Below are 22,996 nucleotides of genomic sequence, written 5' to 3'. Positions count from 1 at the left end.
GTGATGCCGCGCCGGCCCCCGGTTCCGCCTGGGTCGGCTTGCACGCGTCCAGCCAGCCCTCGCAGGCTGACTTTCGTTCTTCGGCATTGCGATAAATCAAAGATCACGCTTGCGCCAGTGGGGCAATGATAGGCTGGCGCAAGGGCCGTGCGGCATAAGCACGCGAGGAGGAGCGGCATGAGCCGCACCTGGCCGATGGTTGCCCATGCGGCAGGTCGGCCGCGGGCATGCTTCGTCTTGACAGAAAAGGGGCCACATGGTCCCAACGCAGGTCTCGACTGGAGAGAACTCCCGGCCCCCGCCGCCGCTCGCGCGCGGCGCCCGACAGAGAGGAATGACAGGGATGCGCCATCTTTTTGGCCCCGCCGCAGCAGCCCTGGCGGTCGCCGGCTGGCTCTGCGCCGCGGCGCAGCCGGCCCAGGCGCAGGGCGCGGTGCGCTCCACGCATGGCGATTGGCAGATGCGTTGCGAGGTGCCCCCCGGCGCCAAGACCGAGCAATGCGCGCTGGTTCAGAACGTCGCCGCCGAGGACAGGCCGAATCTGACCTTGCTGGCGATCGTGCTCAAGACGGCCGATCAGAAGAGCCGTCTGCTGCGCGTCGTGGCGCCGCTCGGCGTGCTGCTGCCCTCCGGCCTCGGCCTCAAGATCGATGACAAGGATATCGGCCGCGCCGGCTTCGTGCGGTGCCTGACCACCGGCTGCGTCGCCGAGGTGGTGATGGACGATACGCTGCTCGGCCAGCTCAAGGGCGGCAAGAGCGCGACATTCATCGTGTTCCAGACGCCGGAGGAAGGGGTCGGCATTCCGGTTTCGCTGAATGGATTCGGCCCCGGCGTGGAGGCCTTGCCGTGATTGATATGCTTACCGGCCGCAAGGCCTGGCTCATTATGCCTGTGCTCGCCGGCGCGCTCGCCGGTTGCGGCTCGTCGAGCTCCACCGGCGGGCCGAGCGCGATGCAGAAATTCGGCAACATCATCGTTTTCCAGTCGACGACGCCGCCGCCCGTCGACCAGTTGCCCAAGGATCCCGAGGAAGAGTTGATCTGCCCGAGCGTGATCATCGCCGAAGGCGGGGCGGCGATCCGGGCCCAGTCGGGGCCCGACAGCGGGAGCCTGCGCCATCAGATCTCGATCCAGACGGTCGCTCGCGAATGCAAGGCCACCGGGCCGGGTGGCGGCTTCACCCTCAAGGTCGGGGTCGAGGGGCGTGTGCTGGCCGGGCCGGCCGGCGGTTCGGGCAGCCACAGCGCCACCTTGACGACGCAGGTGATCCGCAATGGCCAGGTCCTGGCCCGGCGTGCCTCGCGTGTCGGTGCGACGCTCTCCTCCAGCCAGACCGGCGCCGACTTCACGCATGTCGAGGACAATATCGTCGTGCCGGCGGGCTCTGGTGAAACCGAGATCGTCGTTTCGCTCGGCACGGGCGGGGCCGATCCCGCGCGTCGCCGTCGCCGCTAGATCGCCGCGCGTCCGGCTGGGCGCGAAATCGCGATTTCCTTAGTTTTCAAGCATCGGGCCGGAGGTGGAAAGCCACTTCCGGCCCGATTTGTTGGTGGTCGTCGCCGTGCCTGCGAAGGCGGCCGTGGACAGGGCGGCATCGGAGCGCCGGCTCGATTGACTTAAGACCGCTCTCAGCTATTGCTGCTCCTGCCGCATCATCCCCGCGGGAGAGACCGGGATCGGACTTGTCCGGGCCCGGCGCCGAAGGCGCAACCGCCCCGGAAACGCTCAGGCAAACGGACCGCGTGGGAATTGGCGCTCTGGAAAGCGGCGGGCCGTAAAGGCTCGCCCACCGACGGGGGTAACCTTCCGGCCTGAGGCCGGTGGGGAAATCTCTCAGGTCCCGAGACAGAGGGGGCGCGCTCCGGACGATTCCGTTCGGGGCTCGCGCTCGATTCTGGAAGGGACGCCATGGCTGCCGAAGCCCGAGAGGCCGACGGAAATTCCGCAAGCGCCGAGGCGCTGCTCAAGACGCCGCTCCATGCCCGCCATGTTACGCTCGGTGCCCGGATGGTGCCTTTCGCGGGCTACGACATGCCGGTGCAGTATCCCAGCGGCATCCTGACCGAGCATGTCTGGACGCGCGAGAATGCCGGGCTGTTCGACGTCTCCCATATGGGCCAGGCCTTCCTGATCGGGCCCGATCACGAGACCACGGCGCGCGCGCTCGAGGCGCTGGTCCCCGCCGATATCGTCAATCTCCAGCTCGGCAAGCAGCGCTATACGCAGCTCCTGAACGAGGATGGCGGCATCATCGACGATCTGATGGTGACGCGCTCGGCCGATCCCGACGAAGACGGCGCGCTGCTTCTCGTCGTCAACGCCGCCTGCAAGCTCACCGATTATCCTCATATCGAAGCCCGCCTGCCGGCCAATGTGAAGCTGGTCCGGGCCGAGCATCGCGGTCTGATCGCGCTGCAGGGGCCGAAGGCGCAGGAGGCGCTGGCGGCGCTCAACCCTGAAGTCGCCGAGATGGGCTTCATGACGATGCGCACGCTCAAGCTCGGCGGCGTCAAGGCGAACGTCACCCGCTGCGGCTATACCGGCGAGGACGGCTACGAGATTTCTGCTGCCGCCGAGCGGATCGGCGAGATCTGGGATGCGCTTCTGCTGGATGGCCGGGTCAAGCCGGTCGGTCTCGGGGCCCGCGATTCCCTGCGGCTCGAGGCCGGCTTGTGCCTCTATGGCCATGACATCGACACAGCGACCTCGCCGGTCGAGGCCGGGCTGAACTGGTCGATCCAGAAGCGCCGGCGCGAGGAGGGCGGCTTCCCGGGGGCGGCCCGCATTCAGCGCGAATTTGCCGAGGGCACGGTGCGCGTCCGTGTCGGCCTGCTGCCGGAAGGGCGCGCGCCGGCCCGCGAGGGCGCCGAGATCGCGCTCGCCGACGGCACCATCGTCGGCAAGGTCACCTCGGGCGGTTTCGGCCCGACCCTGAACGGCCCCTGTGCCATGGGCTATGTCGCCAGGGAGCATGCGGCTCCCGGTACGAAGCTCGACCTGATCGTGCGCGGCAAGCCGCTGCCGGCGACGATCGCCGCCATGCCTTTCGTTCCCAACAACTACAAGCGCTGAGCTTCACCCTATTTCGCCGGAGGAAACCATGGCTGAGACCCGCTACACCAAGGACCACGAATACATCCGCATCGAGGGCGATACCGGCACGGTCGGCATCTCCGACTTCGCCCAGGGCCAGCTCGGCGACGTCGTCTTCGTCGAGCTGCCGGCTATCGGCAAGGCGCTGGCGAAGGGCGCCGAAGCGGCGGTCGTCGAGAGCGTCAAGGCCGCGTCCGAGGTCTACGCCCCGGTGTCCGGCGAGATCGTCGCCGTCAACAGCGAGCTCGAGGCGGCTCCCGGCACGGTCAACGAGGACCCGGCCGGCAAGGGCTGGTTCGTCAAGATCAAGCTCAAGGACCCGGCCGAGCTCGAAGGCCTGCTCAGCGAGGCCGAATACCAAGAATACGTCAAGACGCTCTGAAACCGTCATTCCGGGGCGGCCGCAGGCCGAGCCCGGAACCCATGACCACGACGCTTCGGAAAGAGGCGGCGCAGGTCGAACTGGCTTTCAACGACCTGAGTTCATGGGTTCCGGGCGCCTCGCTGCGCTCGGCCCCGGAATGACCCGAGGATGCTCCAGAATGCGCTATCTGCCCCTGACCGATACTGACCGTGAGGACATGCTGGCGCGCATCGGCGTGCCCGATGTCGATGCGCTCTTCTCCGATGTGCCGAAGGGCAAGCTGCTCAAGGACCCGCTCGACCTGCCGCGCGCCAAGGGCGAGCTCGAGGTCGAGCGCATCCTTGGCAAGATGTCGGCCAGGAACACGGCGGCCGGCGCAGTGCCGTTCTTCGTCGGGGCGGGGGCCTACAAGCATCATGTCCCCGCGACGGTCGACCATCTGATCCAGCGCTCGGAATTCCTGACCAGCTATACGCCCTACCAGCCCGAGATCGCCCAGGGCACGCTGCAATATCTCTTCGAGTTCCAGACCCAGATCGCGGCGCTGACCGGTATGGAGGTCGCCAACGCCTCGATGTATGACGGCTCGACCGGCACTGCCGAGGCGGTGCTGATGGCGCACCGCGTCACGCGCCGGCGCAAGGCGGTGCTCTCCGGCGGCCTGCACCCGCACTACACCCAGGTCGTCGAGACCCTCTCCGAAATGGCCAGCGACGAGGTCGTTGCGCTCGAGGCCGACGTCCGCGCCACCGAGGACATTCTCAGTCAGATCGACGACAGCGTCTCTTGCGTCGTCGTCCAGTCGCCCGACGTCTTCGGCAATCTGCGTGACCTCAGGCCGATCGCCGAGAAGGCGCATGCCCATGGCGCGCTGCTGATCGCGGTCTTCACCGAGGTCGTCTCGCTCGGCGCGGTGGTACCGCCAGGCGCGCAGGATGCCGACATCGTCGTCGGCGAGGGCCAGTCGATCGGCAACGCCCTGAATTTCGGCGGCCCCTATGTCGGCCTCTTCGCTGCCAAGTCGAAATATATCCGCCAGATGCCGGGCCGGCTCTGCGGCGAGACCGTCGATGCCGATGGCCGCCGCGGCTTCGTGCTGACGCTCTCGACCCGCGAGCAGCATATCCGCCGCGACAAGGCGACCTCGAACATCTGCACCAATTCCGGCCTCTGCGTGCTGGCCTTCACCATCCACATGACGCTGCTCGGCCAGGCCGGCCTCTCCCGGCTCGCCGAGGTCAACCACGCCAATGCGGTGAAGCTCGCCGACGCGCTTTCCGGCGTGAAGGGCGCCGAGGTGCTGAACGAGAGCTTCTTCAACGAGTTCACCGTGAAGCTCGCCAAGCCGGCCGCCGAGGTGGTCGAGGCGATGGCTGCGAAGGGCGTGCTCGCCGGCGTGCCGGTCTCGCGCCTGCTGCCCGGCGCCGGGCTCGACGATCTCCTGATCGTCGCCAATACAGAAGTGAATACGGATGAGGACCGGGCGGCCTTCGTGGCGGCGCTCGCGGAGGTGCTGTGATGCTGAACCGTCAGGGACGCCCGACTGCCGCCGGCGAGGCCGAGAGCCGCAGCCATGAGACTTTCACCGGCAACCGCGCGCTGCAGCAGATCGAGCCGCTGATCTTCGAGATCGGCCATCGCGAATCGACCGGCGTCGACATCGAGAAGCCGGCGCCGTTCAAGAGCCGCCTCGGCAAGCACGCCCGTCAGGGCGAGATCGGCCTGCCCGGTCTCTCCGAGCCCGAGGCGATGCGCCATTATGTGCGCCTCAGCCAGAAGAATTACGGCATCGACACCGGGCTCTTCCCGCTCGGTTCCTGCACGATGAAGCACAATGCCCGCCTCAACGAGAAGGTGGCGCGTCTGCCAGGCTTCTCGGACGTGCATCCGCTGCAGCCAACCTCGACCGTGCCCGGCGCGCTCGAGCTGATGCTTGAGCTCGCCCGCTATCTGATGACGCTGACCGGCATGCCGGCGGTGGCGCTCTCGCCCAAGGCCGGCGCCCATGGCGAGGCCTGCGGCATGATGGCCATCAAGGCCGCGATCGCCGCTAAGGGCGAGGGCGCGACCCGCAATGTCGTGCTCGTGCCGGAATCGGCGCATGGTACCAATCCGGCGACGGCGGCCCTGATCGGCTTCTCGGTCAAGGCGGTCCCGGCCCGTCCCGACGGCACGGTCGCGGTCGAGGACGTCAAGGCGCTGCTTGGCCCCGAGGTCGCGGCGATCATGCTGACCAACCCGAACACCTGCGGCATCTTCGAGCCCGAGATCGTCGAGATCGCCGCGGCGATGCACGAGGCGGGCGCCTATTTCTACTGCGACGGCGCCAATTTCAACGCGATCGTCGGCAAGGCGCGGCCGGGCGATCTCGGTGTCGACGCCATGCACATCAACCTGCACAAGACCTTCTCGACCCCGCATGGCGGTGGCGGCCCGGGCGCCGGCCCGGTCGTGCTGTCGGAGCGGCTGGCGCCTTTCGCGCCCGTGCCCTTCATCCATGTCGAGGGCGGCAAGTCGCGTCTCGTCGAGCACAAGGGCGATGCTCCCGAGGGCAACGACCCGTTCGGACGGATGACCGCCTTCCACGGCCAGATGGGCATGTATGTCCGGGCGCTCGCCTACATGCTGAGCCATGGCGCCGACGGCATGAAGCAGGCCTCGGAAGATGCGGTGCTGAACGCCAACTATATCCGCGCTAGCCTGTCCGACCTGATGTCGCTGCCCTTCCCGGACCACCCCTCGATGCATGAGGTGCTGTTCGACGATGAGTGGCTGAAGGGTACCGGCGTCTCGACGCTCGATTTCGCCAAGGCGATGATCGACGAAGGCTACCATCCGATGACGGTCTATTTCCCGCTCGTCGTCCACGGCGCCATGCTGATCGAGCCGACCGAGTCGGAGTCGAAGGCGGCGCTCGATCTCTTCGTCGCGACCCTGCGCGATCTCGCCATCGCGACCAAGGGCAACGACAAGAGCCGTTTCACCGCCGCCCCGCATCACGCCCCGATCCGTCGTCTCGACGAGACCAGAGCCGCGCGCCAGCCGGTGCTGAAATGGGAAAAGCCCGCGCCTGTGAAGGAAGCGGCGGAGTAGGACCGACTTTTGCACGTGCATCCGATCGGGTCTATCGACCCGATCGGATCAGGCTGTCTTAGATCCCGTTCCAGGGATCGATTATTGTCAGGCCCAGGCCGGCAAAGTGCCGGACATTGCGTGTCGCGATGGCGAGGCCGTGCCCGGCTGCGGTCGCCGCGAGAAATCCGTCCCTGACGGATATGTTCAGGCCATTGCGATGTGATTGCGCCATCACGTCGCCCCAGAGCGCTCCGATCGGCGTTGATATCGGGAGGAGCCGGTCACCGAAACGCTCCGGCAATTCGGCCGCGACCCATTCGCTCAGGCGGATGCGTCGACGCCCTTCCGCCATCAAGGCAACTCCCCGATAGAGTTCGGCGATCGTGATGACGCTGAGATAGAGACTTTCCTCGCACGCATCCCGGAGGAAGCCCTCGACTGCCGCCGATGGTTGCGGCTTCTGCGGCTCGGAGATGACATTGGTGTCGAGCAGGATTTTCACAGATCGATGTCGCGCGGCTGATCGGTGAGGCGCCTGAGGTCGAGATCGGCCTCGCGCAACGGCGAGTTCTGCAGGAACTCCAGCAATGTGCCCTTCGGCGCCGTCTTCTTCTCCCACTCCTCCACCGAAACCAGTACCGCGGTTGGTTTGCCGTTGCGTGTCACCGTCTGCGGTCCTTCGGATTTTGCCTTGTCGATGAGCTCCGAGAAGCGCGCCTTGGCATCGGCGACGCTCCAGCTCGTTTTCGATGTTGCTGTCATGCGTGCCTCCGCTTGAGATGACCATCATGACTATATGGGTCATTCTCGGTTGCCGACAAGTCGCCGCTGCCCTTTCGTAACCTGCTTGGGCCTGCCTTAAGGCTTCCTTGACCATGTGCGAGGAATGCTTGGTTCCGTGCGTATTCTCGCACGCTGGAATCGGCTCATGCAGTGCGTTCGCCTTCGCCATTCTTTCGCCGCCGTCGTCGCCTTCGCGGCGATGCTGACGGCTTCGCGGGCCGAGGAGCCGGGCTATGGCCCGAAGACTTATGACCGGACGCTGGATGCGCTGGTGGCGCATGAGGACATCGCCAATCGCGGCGGCTGGCCCAAGGTGCCCGCGGGCGCGACCGCACTGAAGCCGGGAGTGCAAGGGCCGGATGTCGCGTTGCTCAAGCAGCGCCTGATGCTGAGTGGCGACTTGCCGCCGGCTTCGCTGCCGGGCGACATCTATGACGAGGCGGTGGTCACGGCGGTTAAGCGCTTCCAGAAGCGGCATGGCCTCTCGGAGCTCGGCACGGTCGGCCGCTTGACCCTGAAGGCGCTCAACGTCCCGGTCGAGGTTCGCCTCAACCAGCTTACTGCGACGCTGGAGCGGTTGAAGGGCAACGGCTTCAATTTCACCGAGCGCTATGTCGTGGTGAACATTCCCGGCGCCAGCGCCGAGGCGGTCGAGAACGGTCTCGTCCAGCGCCGCCATCTCGCCATCGTCGGGCGGCCGGACCGGCCCTCGCCGGTGCTCCAGACCAGCATCACCTCGGTCAACCTCAACCCATACTGGACGGTGCCGATGTCGATCGTGAAGGCCGACATCATCCCGCATATGCGCAAGGATCCGAACTTCATCGCCAAGTCGAACATGAAGCTGCTCGGCGCCGAGAACCGCGAGATCGATCCTGCGAGCGTCAACTGGGCCAGCCTGACCAACCCCTATTTCTACGTCCGCCAGGAGCCTGGCCCGACCAACTCGCTTGGCCAGATGAAGATCGACATGCCGAATGGCGAGGCGGTCTACATGCACGACACGCCGAAGAAGACTCTGTTCCGCAACGATGTCCGCTTCAACTCCTCGGGCTGCGCGCGCATCGAGGGCGTGCGCGATCTCGCGAGCTGGCTGCTCGAGGGCACCGAGTGGAACCTGTCTGCGATCGAGGCCGAGATCGCCAAGGGCGAGCGTAAGAACATCGTGCTGAAGAAGCCGGTTCCGGTCGCCTGGGTCTACATGACCGGCTGGCAGGACGCTGCGGGGCTGGTGCAGTTCCGCGACGATATTTACGGGCTCGATACGCCGCAAGGGATCGTCACTTCGACGATCCAGCCGCGCCGGCCGAAGCCCAAGCCGGCGGCGATGCCGATCCCGGCGGCGCGGCCGATCCTGCCGACGGCCTTGGCGGTTCAGTAAGGGGCGGGGAAGGGGGCTGGCGCGAAGCGAAGGCCCCCCAGGGTTTCCTTTGCCCAACTGCATTCCAATCCAGCTTAGAACTTCGTCATTCCGGCTGGAGCGAAGCGGAATGCCGGAATCCATCGTAAGGCTCCGCTGCCCTTGGATGGATTTTGGAGCTGCGCCGCTTTGCGGTTTGTCCGGAACGGCGGCTCGGTCCGAACCAAGCTCCGTCTCCAGCGCGGCAAGAGAACAGGCGGGGTCGGGCGTTCGCTGAAGACTTTGCAGTGGTTCGCGGGCTCGCCGGCGGATGGCGAGCGAGATCCTGATCAGTAGAAGCGGTTGCCCCAAACGAAAACGCCGCGGTCGTTGGACCGCGGCGTCTTCGTTCGTTTCAGTCGCTTGCGCGTGGCGGCTCAGTTGAGCTTGGCCTTGACGTCCTTGAGGCCGGCGGCGACCAGATCGGCGCCGGCCTTGCCGGCGACCTGGCCGCGCAGGATGACTTCGGCAGCCAGGGTCGCGGCCTCGGCGGCGGCGGCGCGGACTTCCGCGGTCGCCTGGCTTTCGGCCTGGGCGATCTTGTCCTCGGCCGATTTGGTCCGCCGGGTCACGAACTCCGCCAGCTTCGCCTCGGCGTCCTGGGCGAGGCGCTCGGCCTCTTCCTTGGCGTTGGCGACGATGGTCTCGGCCTCTGCCTCGGCGGCCTTGCGCTTGGCCTCGTACTCGGCGAGCAGCTGCTCGGCCTCGTGCCGCAGCCGGCGCGCTTCGGCCAGTTCCTTGGCGACCAGTTCGCCGCGCGCATCGAGCCCGGCGAGGATCTTCTTATGGCCGCCGACATAGACGACGATGCCGACGAAGACGAAGAACGCGATGCCTACCCAGAAAGTATCCATCTGTTCCTCCTCAGCGCGCCAGAGCGCTGTCGATGGCCTTGGCGGCCTCGGCGGCACTCGGTGCCTTGCCGGTCAGCTTCTCGACGATCGCGGCGGCCGTCTCGGCGCCGAGATCGCGAACGCTTTCCATCGCCTTCGCCTTGGCGGCGGCGATCGAAGCTTCCGCCTGGCTGGCCTTGGCCGAGAGCTCGGCTTCGACCGTCTTGCGGCGCTCGTCCGACTGCTTGGCGCTGGTCTCCCGGGCGGTCTGGGCGATGCCCTGCGCACGCGATTGGGCCTGCGCCAGAGCCTGTTCATAGGCCTTCGCGCTGGCTTCCGCCTTCGCCTGGGCGCCGGCGGCCTCGTCGAGATCGCGCGACAATGCCGCGGCACGGTCGGCGAGAATCCCGCCGATGCGCGGCAGCGCCACCCTGGACATCAGCCAGTAGAGCGCGCCGAAGGAAACCGCGAGCCAGAAGAGCTGGCCGGGATAGGTCTTGCTGTCGAAGGGCGGGAAGGCACCCTTGGCAGCACCGGTATCGCTCGCCGCGAGCGCCACCTCCGGCAGGATGAAGACCGCAGCGACCAGGGCGGTCGCAGCCGTCGTCCGGACGAGGTTCGTGGCAATGCCGATTTGCATCACGACGCCTTTCAGGCTCATCGGATTAGACACGCTCCCGCCGGGCGCGAGGGCCCTGCGGGAGCGGATGAAGTCGTCGTCCTTAGACCACGAAGAGCAGGATCAGCGCCACCACGAAGGCGAAGATGCCCAGACCTTCGGCGAGCGCGGCGCCGATGAAGGCGCGGCCGAACTGGCCGTCAGCGGCCGACGGGTTGCGCAGGGCGCCCGACAGGAACTGGCCGAAGATGTTGCCGACGCCGATGGCGGCGAGGCCCATGCCGAGACAGGCGATACCGGCAGCGAGGTACTTGGCCGCAGTGAAATCCATGGTCTTTCTCCGAGTGAACTTAGGGCGGGTAGGGGGTGTTTAACTCTCGCGACGTCTGCGGGCCTCAGTGGCCGGGGTGCAGCGCATCGTTGAGATAGACGCAGGTCAGGATCGTGAAGACATAGGCCTGCAGGAACGCGACGAGGAACTCGAATGCGGTGAGCGCGATCGCCAGCAGCATGGGCAGCGGCGCGAGCACCATGCCGACGCCGATCGTGCCGGTCAGCATCACCACGAAGCCGCCGAACACCTTGAGCGCGACGTGGCCGGCCAGCATGTTGCCGAACAGACGCAGGCTCAGCGAGATCGGGCGGGAAACGAAGGAGACGGCCTCGATCAGCACCATGAAGGGCAGCAGCCAGCCCGGCGCGCCCTTCGGCACGAACAGGCCAAAGAAGTGGCTGCCATGCTTGACGATGCCATAGACCAGCACCACGCCGATCACCAGGAAGGCGAAGGCGGCGGTGACGACGATATGGCTGGTGACGGTGAACGAGCCGGGGATCATGCCGAGCAGGTTCGCGGTCAGCACGAACATGAAGAGCGAGAAGACGAAGGGGAAGAAGCGCATCCCTTCCTTGCCCATCACGCCCGTCAGCGTCGAGGCGACGAATTCATAGGACAGTTCGGCGAGCGATTGCAGCCGGCCGGGCACCGTGGCGCGCTGGCGCGAGCCGAAGAGCGTGATCAGCGCGATGACCGCGACCGTCAGCACCATGAACAGCGCCGAATTGGTGAAGGAAAGATCGAGTCCGAAGAGCTTCAGGCCGACGATCGGCTTGATCTCGAATTGGTGGATCGGATCGATACCGCCGCCGGCCGCCATTCTCTCAACCCTCTCAATGCGGCACTGGGCCGCGAAAAACTCAATCCTTGGGAGCGTTCTGCGCCCGTCCGGAGGTCGGCCGCGCTCCCAGTCGATAGACTGACCGGAAACCGGCGATGGTGCCGATCACCAGGAAGGCAATCAGCAGGAACGGCGAGGTTCCCAGCCACCGGTCGCCCAGATAGCCGATCAGGCCACCTGCGATGACGCCGCCAATGAGATCCGTCGCCGCACGAAAGCCGGAGGACATCGCGCCCGCAAGCACCTTGTCCCTGTTCTCCGCCTCGACCTTGGCCTCTTCGGCCTTTTCGGTCTGCCGCAAGGCGGCGGAGAGCGATTCCAGTCTCGTGCGCAACTCCGGATCACTAGGTGTCTTGTCCGGTTCGGACATGCCGGGCCTCTTCGTTTGACCGTGAGATTGGCACGGTCACGCCAAAAACCTTCGCACACCCATCCCGGCCCGTTCACCGAGCCGTCGTCAGCACGGCCTCCTTTATTGGCCGCCCATAAAGCTGTCAAGGCAGGGGTTTGGCATTCAACTAATTGAAGTAATTATATATTTTGCCGAGGTGCGGCATTTTTGCTGCATTGTCGCGCCGATTCTGCCCGATTCAGACGGCCTCGCGGATGCGCTCGGCGGTGTCGAGGTCGACCGAGACCATCTGGCTGACGCCGCGTTCAGCCATTGTGACGCCGAACAAACGGTCCATCCGCGCCATGGTGATCGGGTTGTGGGTGATCAGAATGAAGCGCGTCGCGGTATTGCGCGCCATCTCGTCGAGCAGGTCGCAATAGCGCTCGACATTGGCGTCGTCGAGCGGCGCATCGACCTCGTCGAGCACGCAGATCGGCGAGGGATTCGTCAGGAATACCGCAAAGATCAGGGCGGTCGCGGTCAGCGCCTGCTCGCCACCTGAGAGCAGGGTCATGACCTGCGGCTTCTTGCCCGGCGGCCGAGCGATGATCTCGAGCCCGGCTTCGAGCGGATCCTCCGAATCGACCAGGGAAAGCTCGGCCTTGCCGCCGCCGAACAGCACGCCGAAAAGCTGCTGGAAATGGCCGTTGACCACCTCGAATGCGGCAAGAAGCCGCTCCCGGCCTTCACGGTTCAGCGCGCCGATCGCCTGGCGCAGGCGCCTGATCGCCTCGGTCAGGTCGTCCCGTTCGCTCGCCAGGCCCGAGCGCTTGCCCTGGACCTCCGAGAGCTCGTCCTCGGCCCGCAGATTGACGGCGCCGAGCCGCTCGCGCTCGGCTTTCAGCGCGGAAAGTCGCCGCTCGGTGGGCTCGGATTCGGGCAGTGCCGCTCCGGGCGCGAGACCGGCGAGCCCCCTGAGGCCGGCAATGTCGGTGTCGAGGCTCTCGACGATCTGGCGCACAAGGCCGGCGAGGCGTTGCCTGGCGGCTTCCTGCCTGGCCTCGGCGCTGGCCCGGCCCTCGCGCGCGCCAGCGAGGCCCTCCAGCGCCGCGCGTGCCTGCCTGTCGGCCTCGGCCAATGCCGATTCGCCGGTGGCGAGCGCATCGGCCTCCGCTTTGCGCGCCTGCTCCGCCGATTCGATCCCGGCGAGCAGGCGCCGGCGCTCGACCAGGAAGGTGTCGGGCGCATCGAGCAGGGTCTGGCGTTCGGCCGTCGTCGTCGCGATCCGGCTCCTGGTCTCGGCGGCCGTCTGCTCGCTGGCGCCGGCCCGCTCGCGCCAGGCGCGGATGTCCTGCGCGATCGCTTCGCGCCGACGCGAGCGCAGCTCCGCCTCGCGGCCTTGCGTCTGTACAAGGGCTCGCGCTTCGGTGGCCGCGCCGCGGCGCTCGGCGAGTTCGGCCCGGACGGTCAGCAGGGTGTTTTCCAGCTCCACGGCCGGGGCCAGGGCGGCAAGGTCCTTTGCGGCGGCTTCAGCCTGGGCACCGACATCGCCGATGTTCTGGCCGAGCCGGTCGATGGCTTCGGTCAGGGCCGAGCGACGCGAAGCCGTCTCGCCCGCCTTGCGTTCCGCCGCGGCGGCGCGTTCGCGCGCCTGGTCGAGCCGGCGCCTGGCTTCGCGCACCGATTCGAGCGCCTTCGTTTCCGCCTGGCTGGCTGTGCGGGCCCGTTCCGTCGCCCTGTCGAGCCCGGAGCGAGCCTGCTCGACCGCTTCGCGGGCGCGCTGCGCCGCGATCTCGAGATCGCCGAGCCGATTCTTCTCGCTGAGCCGGCGCGCCGCCGGGGAGGGGGCTTCGGCCGCGCTGGTCAGCCCGTCCCAGCGCCAGACATCGCCTTCGCGCGACACCAGGCGCTGGCCGGGCAGCAGCGACGCGCGCAGCCGGGCGCCGTCACCACGGCTGACGAGCCCGATCTGGCGCAGCCGGCGCAGCAGGGCGGCGGGACCGCGCACATGTCGGCCGAGACTTTCTGTCCCTTCGGGCAAGGGCGGATCGGAATCGCCGGCGCCGGTATCGTCCCAATGCGCCGGTGCGGTAGGGTCGGCCGAGGCGTCGAGGTCGTCGCCCAGCGCGGCGGCGAGGGCTGCCTCGTAGCCCTTGGCCACGGTGATCACGTCGAGGATCGCCGGCCATCGGCCGCCGCTCGCCGGTGCGAGCAGCTTCTGGAGGGTCCGGGTTTCGGTATCGAGCCGTTGTGCCGCGCGGTCGGCCTCGGCCAGCGGCGTGCGCAGCCGGGTTTCCTCGTCGCGCGCGGCTGCCAAAGCGGCCCGGGCGGTGGAGGCGGCGCGATCGGCAGCCCGCATCGCGGTCTCGCCGGCGGCGACCTCGCGGCGTAGCCCTTCCAGAGTTACGGCGGTGCCGTCCTGATCGAGCGCCGCCCGGTCGCGCAGCAGCCGGTCGCGTTCGGCGGCATGGCGGGCCTCGCGCTCGCGGGCTTCGCGGATCGTCCGTTCGAGGGCGCCGCGCCGGGCCGTCAGTTCCGACAGGCGCTGCTGGACGGCCGCATGCTCGGCCTCGGCCGCGTTGAGCCGCATCTCGGCTGCAGCCAAACCGGATGCTGCCGACGGACCGGCCGTGGCCGCGGCTTCCGTCTCGCGCCGCAGCGCCTCGTCCTCTTCGCTCAGCCGGGCGAGCGACTGGCTCGCATCCCGACCGAGATTCTCCTGGCGGGCGAGATCGGCCTGCAATTCCGTAAGGCGCCTGCCGAGTTCCTCGCTGCGTTGCCTGGCCCGCCGGTTCTCGGCCTCGAGCTCGTCGAGCCCGCGTTTCAGCCGGACCAGCGCAGCGGCCGCCGCCGCCTCGTTCTCGCGCAGTTGCGGCAGGGCATGGGCGGCGATCGCCTGAAGGCGCGAGGCTTCAGCCTGGGCGCCGGTGCGCATGGCGACCTCGCGGATGGCGGTTTCCAGCGCGCGTTCGGCGAGCGCATCCTGCTCGCGCGCTTCGCCATGGGCGATCAGCGCCAGCACGGCCTCGGCCCTGCGGATGTCGGCGGCGAGGCTGCGATAGCGCGAGGCCTGTCGCGCCTGCCGCTGCAGCGCATCGACTTGGCCGTCGATCGCGGCGAGCACGTCCTCCAGCCGGGTGAGATTGTCCTCGGCGCCGCGCAGGCGCAGCTCAGCCTCGTGCCGGCGGCTGTGCAGGCCGGCGATGCCGGCGGCATCCTCCAGGATGCGCCGGCGCGATTGCGGCTTGGCGGCGATGATCTCGCTGATCTGGCCCTGGCGCACCAGCGCCGGCGAGCGCGCGCCGGTGGCGGCGTCGGCGAAAAGCAGCTGGACGTCGCGGGCGCGGACCTCCTTGCCGTTGACGCGATAGGTCGAGCCTTCCTCGCGCTCGATCCGGCGCGTCACCTCCAGCACCTCGGCATCGTTGAAGGCAGCCGGGGCCTTGCGGTCGCTGTTGTCGAGGGTGAGGGCGACCTCGGCCATGTTCCGCGCCGGCCGCTCCGAGGAGCCGGCGAAGATCACGTCGTCCATGCCCGAGCCGCGCATGTTCTTGAACGAGCTTTCGCCCATCACCCAGCGCAGGGCTTCGACGAGATTGGACTTGCCGCAACCATTGGGCCCGACGACGCCGGTCAGCCCGGGCTCGATCGGGAATTCCGTCGGCTCGACGAAGGTCTTGAAGCCGGCGAGCTTGAGGCGCGTCAGATGCATCGGCGCGCCTCAGGCATTGCCGCGGGATCAGCTGCCGAGCAGCGGCTCGATGATCTTCTCGAATTCAGCGATGCTGAGTGCACCGGAACGCTTCTGCCCGTTGATGAAGAAGGTCGGCGTGGAGTCGACGCCGGCCTTGGCACCGCCATCCTTCACCTGATTGATGGCTTCGTAAATGTCCTGGCGCTTCAGGCAGGCCTCGAACGATTCCTGGGTGAAGCCGGCCTGCTTGACCATGTTCGACAGCGCGTCGACCGGCTTGTCGGTGAAGGCCCAGTTGCGCTGCTGGGCGAACAGCAGATCGGTCATCGGGTAATATTTGTCGTTGCCGTTGCAGCGCGCCAGCATGAAGCCGGCGGTGGCGAGCGGATCGAGCGGGAATTCGCGCAGGACGAAGCGCACTTTGCCGGTGTCGATATATTTGGACTTCAGGGCCGGCCAGGTGTCGCGATGGAAGGTGGCGCAATGGCCGCAGGTCAGCGACGCGTATTCGATGATCGTGACCTTGGCGTCGGGCTTGCCGAGCCAGACATCGCCGAGGGGGCCAGCGACACCGATGTCCTGCGCCTGCGCGCTATGGACGGACAGAAGGGGAGAAAGGGCCAAGGCGGCGGTGCCGAGCATCACTTGGCGGCGGCTGGTCATGGGCAGTTCCTTGATGGCGATGTCAGGTTGCGGACCATAATGGCCGCGAGGATTGTGGCAAGATCGGTTCGGGTCACTGCTGCGCCACTCACGAAGCCGTGTCGTCGCGGGCGTCCCGGCGCCGCTGGGCGATGCCCTGTCCCAGCCGGGCCAGAGCATCGCGCAGGCCGGCATCCTCGACCTGGGCCACCTGGGCCGCGATCCGGGCGAGTGTGGCCGCGTCCGGCGGGGCCGGAGGCAGGGGGCGGGGCGGCGGCGCGACCGGGCCCTGCTTGAGCACGAGCTTGCCGACGGCGCGCCAGCCGAGATGGGTGTTGACCCGCTCCAGCACCAGCGGCCCGAGTTGCTGCATCTCCAGTGCGAAGGCGCTCTCGACGCGCACCACCAGCGTCGCCGGATCGGCGGTCTCGCCGGGCGCGTTGCGCCGGCGCGGCCAGTCGATCTTGAGCGGTCGCGTCCGCTCGGCCAGGCGCTCGCCGACGATCTCCGGCCAGAAGGTCACGACCGAACGCCCGGCGAAGCCCTGCGCGGCCAGCGCCGGGGCGAGGCAGTCATCGATCAGTTCGGCGAGGGGTTTTGCGGCCATCCGCCATTTTGCGCGAGCAGCCGGGGGCATGGCAAGCCGATCCGGTCGATCACCCGCAAGCATCGGGCAGGTCGGGATGGCAGTGTCGGGGGCAGGGGCATGCCGGTAGATGCGTCAACGGCCGCTGCCCGGAAGCGGGCAGGTGCGCGCCGGGAGAGGGCCGCGGCCCCGGAGCGTCTGCCATTAAAGGTGGATTTACCGACCCTTCGTTTTTTCTCCGTGCTTTCGGACGCCTTCGCGCCTCCGTCCCGTGCCATTCACCGTTGTTGCAGATGTTGTCCTTAGGAAATGGCCGTGCATCAAACACGGAGAAAAATCGTATGCGCCCTTGGGTTCGAGGCCTCGCCAAGCGGGCCACCGCGGTGGTCCTGGCAGGCTGGGCGGCTGGCGTCATGCCGGCTCAGGCCTGCACCAATATCTTGCTGATGGCGGCTGACGGAACGCCGGTCTACGGCCGTACGCTGGAATACGCGCTCGAAACCCAGTCCGACGTCGTCGTCGTGCCGCGCAACCACCAGTTCGTCGGCACGCGCCCGAACAATGGGCCGGGCGCCAAATGGACCTCGCGCTACGCTTTCGTCGGCGTCATGAGCTTCGGCCAGCCTTTCGTCTCTGACGGCATGAACGAGAAGGGGCTCGCCGGCGGCGCCCTCTATTTCCCCGATTTCGCCAGCTATACTCCGCCGGCCAAGGCCGACCCGAATACTGCGCTCGCGCCATGGGAGTTCCTGAGCTGGGTCCTGTCGAATTTCGCGACCGTCGCCGAGGTCAAGGCCGCGCTCGACAAGGCGGTGATCGTCGATCTGCCGGCGCCGATGGTGAACTTCACGCTGCCCTTCCATTTCCCGATCCATGACGCGACCGGCGCCTCGATCGTGATCGAGCCGATCGACGGGAAGCTGAAAGTCTACGACAACCCAATGGGTGTCCTGACCAATTCCCCGCCCTTCGACTGGCACCTCAACAACATCCGCAACTACGTGAAAATGTCGCCGGTCGCGGCCGATCCGTTGAAGATCGGCGGAAAGACCTTCGAGCCGTTCGGCCAGGGCTCGGGCCTGCTCGGCATCCCCGGCGACCCGACCCCGCCGTCGCGCTTCATTCGCGCGCTCGGCTATGCCGCCTCGGCCAAGCAGCAGCCCGACGGCCCGCAGACCGTGCGTCTCGTCGAGCACATCATGAACAATTTCGACATCCCGATCGGCTTCATCGATTCGGCCGCGAAGGGTGGCGAGCTCGAATACACGCAGTGGACTTCGGTCGCCGACCTGCGCGCCAGGAAGTACTACATCAAGGGCTACAGGGATCAGGTGCTGCGGATGGTCGATCTCAGCAGCTTCGATCTCGATGCCAAGGGGCTGCGCGTCGCGCCGTTCAAGGTCAATCTGACGCCGCCGCCGCTGGAATTCGCTAAGCCCTGACCTGGCCTGTCGATGTCGGGCGCGCGCTTTACCCAAGGGCCCGGAGCAAAACTGAAGTTCTGAACGGCCGCGCCGGTTCTGCCAGCGCGGCCGTTCGTCAATCGCTATTGCGATACCGACAGGGGGAGCGAGACGGTGAGCAGGCCAACCGTTCCGCGCGCCCGGTTCTCGACGCTGAATTCGCGCAGCACCTTGATGCGGGTGGAGATCGGCGTCTTGCCGAGCTGGAAATTGTAGGCGAGCGTTCCGCCCAGGGCGGTCGTGCGCCCCTTATAGGGGCCGAGCTGCGCACCGGCGCCGCTGTCGCCCGTGACCTGCTGGTAGTGATAGCCAATAACGCCTGCCGAAAGCGCGCTGGTGAGGGCCTTCGAGGCCGCCCATTCGACATGGAACTCGGTTCCTGTCCGGTAGTCTGTCGCGCGGTTCGTGCCGTTGAAGGTCACGCCGACGGCCGTGGAAAGATCGATGCCCGTCTCGGGATCGAACCAGGTCAGGGCGCCGGAAAGATCACTCGCCCAGCGGTGGAAGGCGAGGTTGGCGAGCTGTCCGTCGCGATAATCGCCGGCCGGGGCATTGACCAGCGCGGTCGTGCTCCAATGGAACTTGCCGGAATGCCAGCCCAGAGTGGCGGACAGGACGGGATCGCCGACCATGGTCGCCGTGTCGCGTAGCGAGCTCCCGATGATGGCGTTGGTGCGCGGCGAATCGATCTCGACGCCGGCCGAGACCGCGACGCGCCCGACGGGCAGGACAGCGCCGACCGCGAAATTGCCGCCAAAGATCTCCCAGGGCGTCACCCAGGTCCCGTTCAGGAAGTCGGCGCGTGCCTGGCTTCGTACGTTCGCAACGAATCGGCCTCCCGCCGGAAGCGCTTTCCTGGCGTCGAGCTTGGCGTCGTAGGAATAGGTGTCGCTTTCGAAGTAGAAGCCGGGAGGCGGCAGATATCCCGCCATCGGCCCGCGGCCGCCGAGCAGGTAGAAGCCGGTGCCGTTCTCGGCCGCCCGCGCCGCATCGGGGGCCAGCGCACCACAAGCGGCGACACCCAGCACGGCAAGCGCCTGCGCCATCCGCAACCCGGGCGGTTGCCGCCGGGCTTCTCTTCGCCGAATCATCCCCGTAGCCCCTGAACGCGACGTCGCCGTTGCCTCGGCGAATCGTTGTCGCGACGCTACTGGCTGAAACTTGGAGAAACCAGCGCTCGCCAGGCGTCGCGCACGTGTTTCCGCAAGGTCGGCCGCTGCCTCACGGCGCGATGCCGCGACAGGCCCAGGCGGTGGCCGCGAAGGAGCGCGGGCCGTCCGGCTTTCCGGCTTCATAGGCGGCCCTGACGGCCCGGTTGAGGGTCGCCAGGCGTGCCTCGTCGAGCCCGGCGACATATTTGCCGATTGGTCCCTCGCCGGCCGAGATCGGCTCCCAGTAATCGGTGAAATTCTCGTAATCCATCCGGATCGTCAGTGAGCTTTCCGTGACGTCGCGCAGGCCCTGGGCGAGGAAGCTCCGGCGCATTTCGCCCGGCCCGGTCATAGGCCGGAAGCAGTAGTCGCTGCGCGGTCCTTGCGCCTCTCCGTCGAGCGCTGCCGCCGTGTCCCAGAGCATGCGCATGACGGACATGCCGCCGAGATGGTCCCAGACCGCTGCGGCGACGACGCCGCCGGAGCGTACGACCCGGCGCATCTCCGCCACCGCCTTGTCGGCCTCCGGCACGAAATGCAGCACGAGCAGCGAGAGCGCCCGGTCGAAGCGCCCATCCTCGAACGGAATCGCTGTGGCATCGCCTTGCCTGATCGAGATGCGCGGGTCGGCATTGCGCCGCTGCGCCTCCTCGACGAAGACCGGCGAGAAGTCGATCGCCGCGATCTCGCCGATCGCGGCCGCCTGCGGCAGCGCGAAGGTCAGGCTGCCGGTGCCGCAGCCGACATCGAGGACTCGCTCGCCATCCTCGATACCGGCGAAACGGATGAAGGGCTCTGCAAGCAAGCGACTCCAGCGGCCCATGAGGCGTTCATAGCCGGCGGCGCTGCGGACATTGAAGCTCGACGACATCGTGCTGCTCCCTGCTCGCCCGGAAGCCCCGCTGCCGGTTCCGTGCCGCGGCGCGCAGCCGGCGGCGGGCGTCGGCGCGCCCTTCGGAACCGGAGCGGGAGATTTTACCAGTCCGGGCGCCGGCGCAATGCGTCTTCGCTGGCAATTCAGGCTGAGGCGGATCGGTGCGCGCTCTTGCAGCCCGCCCGCCGCGCGTTAAACCGGGGCCATGGACGCCATCGTTCGCCAGCCCGACGCCGCCGACCTTCTCGCCTGGTATGACCGGCATCGCCGGGTGCTGCCCTGGCGCGCCTTGCCGGGCGAGCAGGCCGATCCCTACCGGGTCTGGGCCTCCGAGATCATGCTGCAGCAGACCACCATCACGGCGGTGAAGCCCTATTTCGAGCGCTTCATGGCGCGTTTTCCGACCGTCGAGGCACTCGCGCAGGCGCCGTCGGACAGCGTGATGCAGGCCTGGGCGGGCCTCGGCTACTATTCGCGCGCCCGCAATCTCCATGCCTGCGCCAAGGTCGTGGCCAGCCAACATGGCGGCCGTTTCCCCGATACCGAGGAAGGCCTGCGCGAATTGCCCGGCATCGGCGCCTACACGGCCGGTGCCGTGGCCGCGATCGCCTTCGACCGGCCGGCAGCGGCCGTCGACGGCAATGTCGAGCGGGTGATGACCCGGCTCTTCGCGATCGAGGAGGAGATGCCCGGCGCCAAGCCGCTGGTTCGCGAGCGCGTGCTGGCGCTGATGCCGTCCCGCCCCGGCGATTTCGCGCAAGCCCTGATGGATCTCGGCGCGACGATCTGCACGCCGCGCTCACCAGCCTGCGGGCTCTGCCCCTGGCGCGAGCCCTGCCGGGCCCGCATCGCCGGCACACAGGAGACCTACCCGCGCAAGGCGGCGAAGAAGACCGGCAAGACCCGCTATGGCCCGGCCTTCGTCGCGCAGCGTGAGGATGGCGCCGTGCTGGTGCGCACCCGCCCGGCCAAGGGCCTGCTCGGCGGCATGGTCGAGGTTCCCGGGGGCGAGTGGCGGGACGACTATCCGCTCGGCGAGGCATTGCGCGATGCGCCCCTGGCCGCGCAATGGCGCCGGCTGATGGTGCCGGTACGGCACGTCTTCACGCATTTCCCGCTGGAGCTGACGATCTTCGTCGCCGCGCTGCCATTGGACGCGCAGGCGCCCGAGGGCATGCGCTTCACCCCCTTCGCGCGGCTAAGGGAGGAAGCCTTTCCGAGCGTCTTCCTCAAGGCGCTCGAAGCCGGGCTGGAGGCGCTGCAGCGACGTTGACGGCATGGAAGGCCGGTGGCCTGTCCCATCACCACATGTTCTAATCCCGGTGTCGGCATTGCTGCCGCAGGACGAAGCGCGCCATCTGGCTGGCCGCGCGAATTGCCGGAGGCCGCGATGACCGAAGCCGACCAGCCGATCGCCGGGCCCGAGCTTCACAGCGAGATCACCTGCCCGGAGTGCGGACACCGCAAACGCGAGGCGATGCCAGAAGACGCCTGCCAGTTCTTCTATGAATGCGAGGGGTGCGGCAGCGTGCTGCGGCCGAAACCGGGCGATTGCTGCGTGTTCTGCTCTTACGGCTCGGTGCCCTGTCCGCCGGTCCAGCGCGATGGGCGGTCATCCGACGCAGGCGGTTGCTGCGCCGGATGATAATTCAGTTCGTCAGGCCGCGGCCATCTGTGCCCGGATCTCGCCGCGCAGCGCGTCGAGCAGCACGGGTTCGCCCTCGCGCTCGACATGCCAGAAGGTCCAGCCATTGCAGGCCGGCAGTCCCTGCGCCAGCGCGCCGACCTTGTGGATCGAGCCGACGACCGGATCGAGCAGCAGCGTGCCGTCGGCGCGGATCAGCGCCTCGTGACGCCGCTTCACGTCGAACACCCGCTCGCCTGCCTTGACCAGCCCGGCCTCGACCAGGCTGAGGAACGGCACGCGCGGCTCGCTGCGCTTCGACGGCGCCGTGGCGAAGGCGGCCGGCGGCAGCGGCTCGACCGCGTCGATGCGGGCACGCGCCGCACGGGCATAGGCCTGCTCGCGCTCGATGCCGATGAAATGCCGGCCGAGCGCCTTGGCGACGGCCCCGGTCGTCCCGGTGCCGAAGAACGGGTCGAGCACGACATCGCCGGGATTGCTGGCCGAGAGCATCACCCGGGCGAGCAGGGCCTCGGGCTTCTGCGTCGGGTGGACCTTGGCACCGTCCTTGTCCTTGAGGCGCTCATCCCCGGTACACAGCGGCAGGTACCAGTCCGAGCGCATCTGCAGGTCGTCATTGCCACCCTTCAGCGCCTCGTAATGGAAGGTGTATTTCGACTGCTCGCCGCGCGCCGCCCAGATCAGCGTCTCATGCGCGTTGGTGAAGCGCCGGCCACGGAAGTTCGGCATCGGGTTGGCCTTGCGCCAGACGATGTCGTTCAGCATCCAAAAGCCGAGATCCTGCAGGATCGAGCCGACGCGGAAGATGTTGTGATAGGAGCCGATCACCCAGAGCGCGCCATCGGGCTTGAGCACCCGGCGGCAGGCGGTGAGCCAGGCCCGCGTGAACGCGTCATATTCGGCGAAGGACGAAAACTTGTCCCAGTCGTCGTCGACGGCGTCGACGAGGCTGTCGTCGGGCCGGCGCAGATCGCCACCAAGCTGGAGATTATAAGGCGGGTCGGCAAAGACCATGTCGACGCTGGCCGCAGGCAGCGAGTCGATCGCCGCGACGCAGTCGCCGACGATGACCTGGTCGAGAGGCAGTGCCGGAAAAAGGCCCGTTTTGGATGGAAGGCTCTTGGCCTTCATCCGGGCCCCCAATGCGGGCCGTCCGGTACGCGAGACTTGAATCCGGACGGCGGCATTGGCGGTCCCGGTACGCGAGATACTCATGACGCCCAGACCGTTACGCAACTTCAACGGTCCCGATCTTGGGCC

At 67.5% G+C, this 22,996-nt stretch carries 23 protein-coding genes and 2 riboswitches; of the genes, 10 read left to right on the top strand and 13 right to left on the bottom strand.

The genetic code is table 11. From position 1 onward, the window contains the following. The first annotated feature begins 343 nt into the window (after window positions 1-343). From AC3RCC_RS21875 to gcvPB, 6 genes are all read left to right on the top strand, one after another. Complete coding sequence (locus tag AC3RCC_RS21875) at window positions 344-853, top strand: invasion associated locus B family protein (RefSeq protein ID WP_365877702.1); 510 nt, start codon at window positions 344-346, stop codon at window positions 851-853. After that, window positions 850-1,458, top strand: coding sequence for a hypothetical protein (locus AC3RCC_RS21870; protein ID WP_291638333.1), 609 nt, complete (start codon window positions 850-852; stop codon window positions 1,456-1,458). Before AC3RCC_RS21875 ends, AC3RCC_RS21870 begins: the two co-directional genes overlap by 4 nt. 196 nt (window positions 1,459-1,654) lie before the next feature. Next, window positions 1,655-1,754, top strand: a riboswitch (glycine riboswitch). Window positions 1,755-1,758: 4 nt separating this feature from the next. Then, window positions 1,759-1,854: riboswitch (glycine riboswitch) on the top strand. A 57-nt stretch (window positions 1,855-1,911) separates the two neighbouring features. Further along, window positions 1,912-3,075: a glycine cleavage system aminomethyltransferase GcvT gene (gene gcvT / locus AC3RCC_RS21865; RefSeq protein WP_492256576.1), complete on the top strand. Its 1,164-nt coding sequence runs from the start codon at window positions 1,912-1,914 to the stop codon at window positions 3,073-3,075. 28 nt (window positions 3,076-3,103) lie between these two features. After that, window positions 3,104-3,478, top strand: coding sequence for a glycine cleavage system protein GcvH (gcvH, locus tag AC3RCC_RS21860; protein ID WP_492256575.1), 375 nt, complete (start codon window positions 3,104-3,106; stop codon window positions 3,476-3,478). A gap of 160 nt (window positions 3,479-3,638) precedes the next feature. After that, window positions 3,639-4,979: an aminomethyl-transferring glycine dehydrogenase subunit GcvPA gene (gcvPA, locus tag AC3RCC_RS21855; protein ID WP_492256574.1), complete on the top strand. Its 1,341-nt coding sequence runs from the start codon at window positions 3,639-3,641 to the stop codon at window positions 4,977-4,979. Continuing rightward, window positions 4,979-6,553: an aminomethyl-transferring glycine dehydrogenase subunit GcvPB gene (gcvPB, locus tag AC3RCC_RS21850; protein ID WP_291638329.1), complete on the top strand. Its 1,575-nt coding sequence runs from the start codon at window positions 4,979-4,981 to the stop codon at window positions 6,551-6,553. Before gcvPA ends, gcvPB begins: the two co-directional genes overlap by 1 nt. Window positions 6,554-6,611: 58 nt before the next feature. Here the strand turns inward: gcvPB and AC3RCC_RS21845 are convergent, their stop codons facing one another. Beyond that, the gene (locus AC3RCC_RS21845) at window positions 6,612-7,037 is read right to left on the bottom strand and encodes a type II toxin-antitoxin system VapC family toxin (RefSeq protein ID WP_492256573.1); all 426 of its coding nucleotides are present in this window, start codon (window positions 7,035-7,037) and stop codon (window positions 6,612-6,614) included. After that, window positions 7,034-7,297 (bottom strand): type II toxin-antitoxin system Phd/YefM family antitoxin, encoded by a 264-nt coding sequence (locus AC3RCC_RS21840; protein WP_492256572.1) that lies wholly within the window; start codon window positions 7,295-7,297, stop codon window positions 7,034-7,036. The genes AC3RCC_RS21845 and AC3RCC_RS21840 overlap by 4 nt, the downstream gene beginning before the upstream one ends. 166 nt (window positions 7,298-7,463) lie before the next feature. On the opposite strand from AC3RCC_RS21840, the gene AC3RCC_RS21835 reads away from it, so the two are divergent. Then, the gene (locus tag AC3RCC_RS21835) at window positions 7,464-8,699 is read left to right on the top strand and encodes a L,D-transpeptidase family protein (RefSeq protein WP_492256571.1); all 1,236 of its coding nucleotides are present in this window, start codon (window positions 7,464-7,466) and stop codon (window positions 8,697-8,699) included. Between the two features lie 395 nt (window positions 8,700-9,094). On the opposite strand, the gene AC3RCC_RS21830 is transcribed toward AC3RCC_RS21835, so the two are convergent. The 8 genes from AC3RCC_RS21830 to AC3RCC_RS21795 form a co-directional block, all read right to left on the bottom strand. Beyond that, the gene (locus tag AC3RCC_RS21830) at window positions 9,095-9,571 is read right to left on the bottom strand and encodes a F0F1 ATP synthase subunit B family protein (protein WP_291638325.1); all 477 of its coding nucleotides are present in this window, start codon (window positions 9,569-9,571) and stop codon (window positions 9,095-9,097) included. 10 nt (window positions 9,572-9,581) lie between these two features. Further along, entirely contained in the window at window positions 9,582-10,211 is a 630-nt protein-coding gene (locus AC3RCC_RS21825; protein ID WP_291638324.1) for a F0F1 ATP synthase subunit B family protein, read from the bottom strand. 61 nt (window positions 10,212-10,272) lie between these two features. Further along, complete coding sequence (locus AC3RCC_RS21820) at window positions 10,273-10,500, bottom strand: F0F1 ATP synthase subunit C (protein WP_066468155.1); 228 nt, start codon at window positions 10,498-10,500, stop codon at window positions 10,273-10,275. 64 nt (window positions 10,501-10,564) lie between these two features. After that, window positions 10,565-11,326 (bottom strand): F0F1 ATP synthase subunit A, encoded by a 762-nt coding sequence (locus AC3RCC_RS21815; RefSeq protein WP_291638323.1) that lies wholly within the window; start codon window positions 11,324-11,326, stop codon window positions 10,565-10,567. Window positions 11,327-11,366: 40 nt separating this feature from the next. After that, on the bottom strand, window positions 11,367-11,717 hold the full coding sequence (locus tag AC3RCC_RS21810) for an AtpZ/AtpI family protein (RefSeq protein WP_291644979.1): 351 nt from the start codon (window positions 11,715-11,717) through the stop codon (window positions 11,367-11,369). A 220-nt stretch (window positions 11,718-11,937) separates the two neighbouring features. Beyond that, entirely contained in the window at window positions 11,938-15,393 is a 3,456-nt protein-coding gene (locus tag AC3RCC_RS21805; protein WP_492256570.1) for a chromosome segregation SMC family protein, read from the bottom strand. Window positions 15,394-15,420: 27 nt separating this feature from the next. Then, window positions 15,421-16,038: a DsbA family protein gene (locus AC3RCC_RS21800; protein WP_291638320.1), complete on the bottom strand. Its 618-nt coding sequence runs from the start codon at window positions 16,036-16,038 to the stop codon at window positions 15,421-15,423. 88 nt (window positions 16,039-16,126) lie between these two features. Further along, on the bottom strand, window positions 16,127-16,624 hold the full coding sequence (locus AC3RCC_RS21795; RefSeq protein WP_492256569.1) for a DUF721 domain-containing protein: 498 nt from the start codon (window positions 16,622-16,624) through the stop codon (window positions 16,127-16,129). Window positions 16,625-16,944: 320 nt separating this feature from the next. On the opposite strand from AC3RCC_RS21795, the gene AC3RCC_RS21790 reads away from it, so the two are divergent. Then, window positions 16,945-18,045 carry a linear amide C-N hydrolase gene (locus AC3RCC_RS21790; RefSeq protein WP_492256568.1) on the top strand — a complete coding sequence of 367 codons (1,101 nt, stop codon included), beginning with the start codon at window positions 16,945-16,947 and terminating at the stop codon, window positions 18,043-18,045. 104 nt (window positions 18,046-18,149) lie between these two features. On the opposite strand, the gene AC3RCC_RS21785 is transcribed toward AC3RCC_RS21790, so the two are convergent. Next, window positions 18,150-19,112: a SphA family protein gene (locus AC3RCC_RS21785; protein ID WP_492256567.1), complete on the bottom strand. Its 963-nt coding sequence runs from the start codon at window positions 19,110-19,112 to the stop codon at window positions 18,150-18,152. A 175-nt stretch (window positions 19,113-19,287) separates the two neighbouring features. Continuing rightward, window positions 19,288-20,088, bottom strand: coding sequence for a class I SAM-dependent methyltransferase (locus AC3RCC_RS21780; protein ID WP_492256566.1), 801 nt, complete (start codon window positions 20,086-20,088; stop codon window positions 19,288-19,290). Between the two features lie 208 nt (window positions 20,089-20,296). Between AC3RCC_RS21780 and mutY the strand changes: the two genes are divergently transcribed. Further along, window positions 20,297-21,364, top strand: coding sequence for an A/G-specific adenine glycosylase (mutY, locus tag AC3RCC_RS21775; protein WP_492256565.1), 1,068 nt, complete (start codon window positions 20,297-20,299; stop codon window positions 21,362-21,364). Between the two features lie 117 nt (window positions 21,365-21,481). Continuing rightward, a complete protein-coding gene (locus tag AC3RCC_RS21770; RefSeq protein WP_492256564.1) occupies window positions 21,482-21,736 on the top strand; it encodes a GDCCVxC domain-containing (seleno)protein in 255 nt (84 codons plus the stop codon). A gap of 12 nt (window positions 21,737-21,748) precedes the next feature. Here AC3RCC_RS21770 and AC3RCC_RS21765 read toward each other — a convergent pair whose 3' ends face one another. Continuing rightward, on the bottom strand, window positions 21,749-22,951 hold the full coding sequence (locus AC3RCC_RS21765) for a site-specific DNA-methyltransferase (protein ID WP_452116624.1): 1,203 nt from the start codon (window positions 22,949-22,951) through the stop codon (window positions 21,749-21,751). Between the last annotated feature and the right edge of the window lie 45 nt (window positions 22,952-22,996).

This window comes from Allobosea sp. GW823-FHT01F03 (assembly GCF_058798075.1).
This window is presented reverse-complemented; position numbering and strand designations above follow the sequence as displayed.

Excerpts from the sequence above, each read along its gene's own strand:
- AC3RCC_RS21875 (WP_365877702.1), top strand. The coding sequence starts at position 344 with ATGCGCCATCTTTTTGGCCCCGCCGCAGCAGCCCTGGCGGTCGCCGGC.
- gcvT (WP_492256576.1), top strand. The coding sequence starts at position 1,912 with ATGGCTGCCGAAGCCCGAGAGGCCGACGGAAATTCCGCAAGCGCCGAG.
- gcvH (WP_492256575.1), top strand. The coding sequence starts at position 3,104 with ATGGCTGAGACCCGCTACACCAAGGACCACGAATACATCCGCATCGAG.
- gcvPA (WP_492256574.1), top strand. The coding sequence starts at position 3,639 with ATGCGCTATCTGCCCCTGACCGATACTGACCGTGAGGACATGCTGGCG.
- gcvPB (WP_291638329.1), top strand. The coding sequence starts at position 4,979 with ATGCTGAACCGTCAGGGACGCCCGACTGCCGCCGGCGAGGCCGAGAGC.
- AC3RCC_RS21840 (WP_492256572.1), bottom strand. The coding sequence starts at position 7,297 with ATGACAGCAACATCGAAAACGAGCTGGAGCGTCGCCGATGCCAAGGCG.
- AC3RCC_RS21835 (WP_492256571.1), top strand. The coding sequence starts at position 7,464 with ATGCAGTGCGTTCGCCTTCGCCATTCTTTCGCCGCCGTCGTCGCCTTC.
- AC3RCC_RS21830 (WP_291638325.1), bottom strand. The coding sequence starts at position 9,571 with ATGGATACTTTCTGGGTAGGCATCGCGTTCTTCGTCTTCGTCGGCATC.
- AC3RCC_RS21825 (WP_291638324.1), bottom strand. The coding sequence starts at position 10,211 with ATGAGCCTGAAAGGCGTCGTGATGCAAATCGGCATTGCCACGAACCTC.
- AC3RCC_RS21820 (WP_066468155.1), bottom strand. The coding sequence starts at position 10,500 with ATGGATTTCACTGCGGCCAAGTACCTCGCTGCCGGTATCGCCTGTCTC.
- AC3RCC_RS21815 (WP_291638323.1), bottom strand. The coding sequence starts at position 11,326 with ATGGCGGCCGGCGGCGGTATCGATCCGATCCACCAATTCGAGATCAAG.
- AC3RCC_RS21810 (WP_291644979.1), bottom strand. The coding sequence starts at position 11,717 with ATGTCCGAACCGGACAAGACACCTAGTGATCCGGAGTTGCGCACGAGA.
- AC3RCC_RS21805 (WP_492256570.1), bottom strand. The coding sequence starts at position 15,393 with ATGCATCTGACGCGCCTCAAGCTCGCCGGCTTCAAGACCTTCGTCGAG.
- AC3RCC_RS21800 (WP_291638320.1), bottom strand. The coding sequence starts at position 16,038 with ATGACCAGCCGCCGCCAAGTGATGCTCGGCACCGCCGCCTTGGCCCTT.
- AC3RCC_RS21795 (WP_492256569.1), bottom strand. The coding sequence starts at position 16,624 with ATGGCCGCAAAACCCCTCGCCGAACTGATCGATGACTGCCTCGCCCCG.
- AC3RCC_RS21790 (WP_492256568.1), top strand. The coding sequence starts at position 16,945 with ATGCGCCCTTGGGTTCGAGGCCTCGCCAAGCGGGCCACCGCGGTGGTC.
- AC3RCC_RS21785 (WP_492256567.1), bottom strand. The coding sequence starts at position 19,112 with ATGGCGCAGGCGCTTGCCGTGCTGGGTGTCGCCGCTTGTGGTGCGCTG.
- AC3RCC_RS21780 (WP_492256566.1), bottom strand. The coding sequence starts at position 20,088 with ATGTCGTCGAGCTTCAATGTCCGCAGCGCCGCCGGCTATGAACGCCTC.
- mutY (WP_492256565.1), top strand. The coding sequence starts at position 20,297 with ATGGACGCCATCGTTCGCCAGCCCGACGCCGCCGACCTTCTCGCCTGG.
- AC3RCC_RS21770 (WP_492256564.1), top strand. The coding sequence starts at position 21,482 with ATGACCGAAGCCGACCAGCCGATCGCCGGGCCCGAGCTTCACAGCGAG.
- AC3RCC_RS21765 (WP_452116624.1), bottom strand. The coding sequence starts at position 22,951 with ATGAGTATCTCGCGTACCGGGACCGCCAATGCCGCCGTCCGGATTCAA.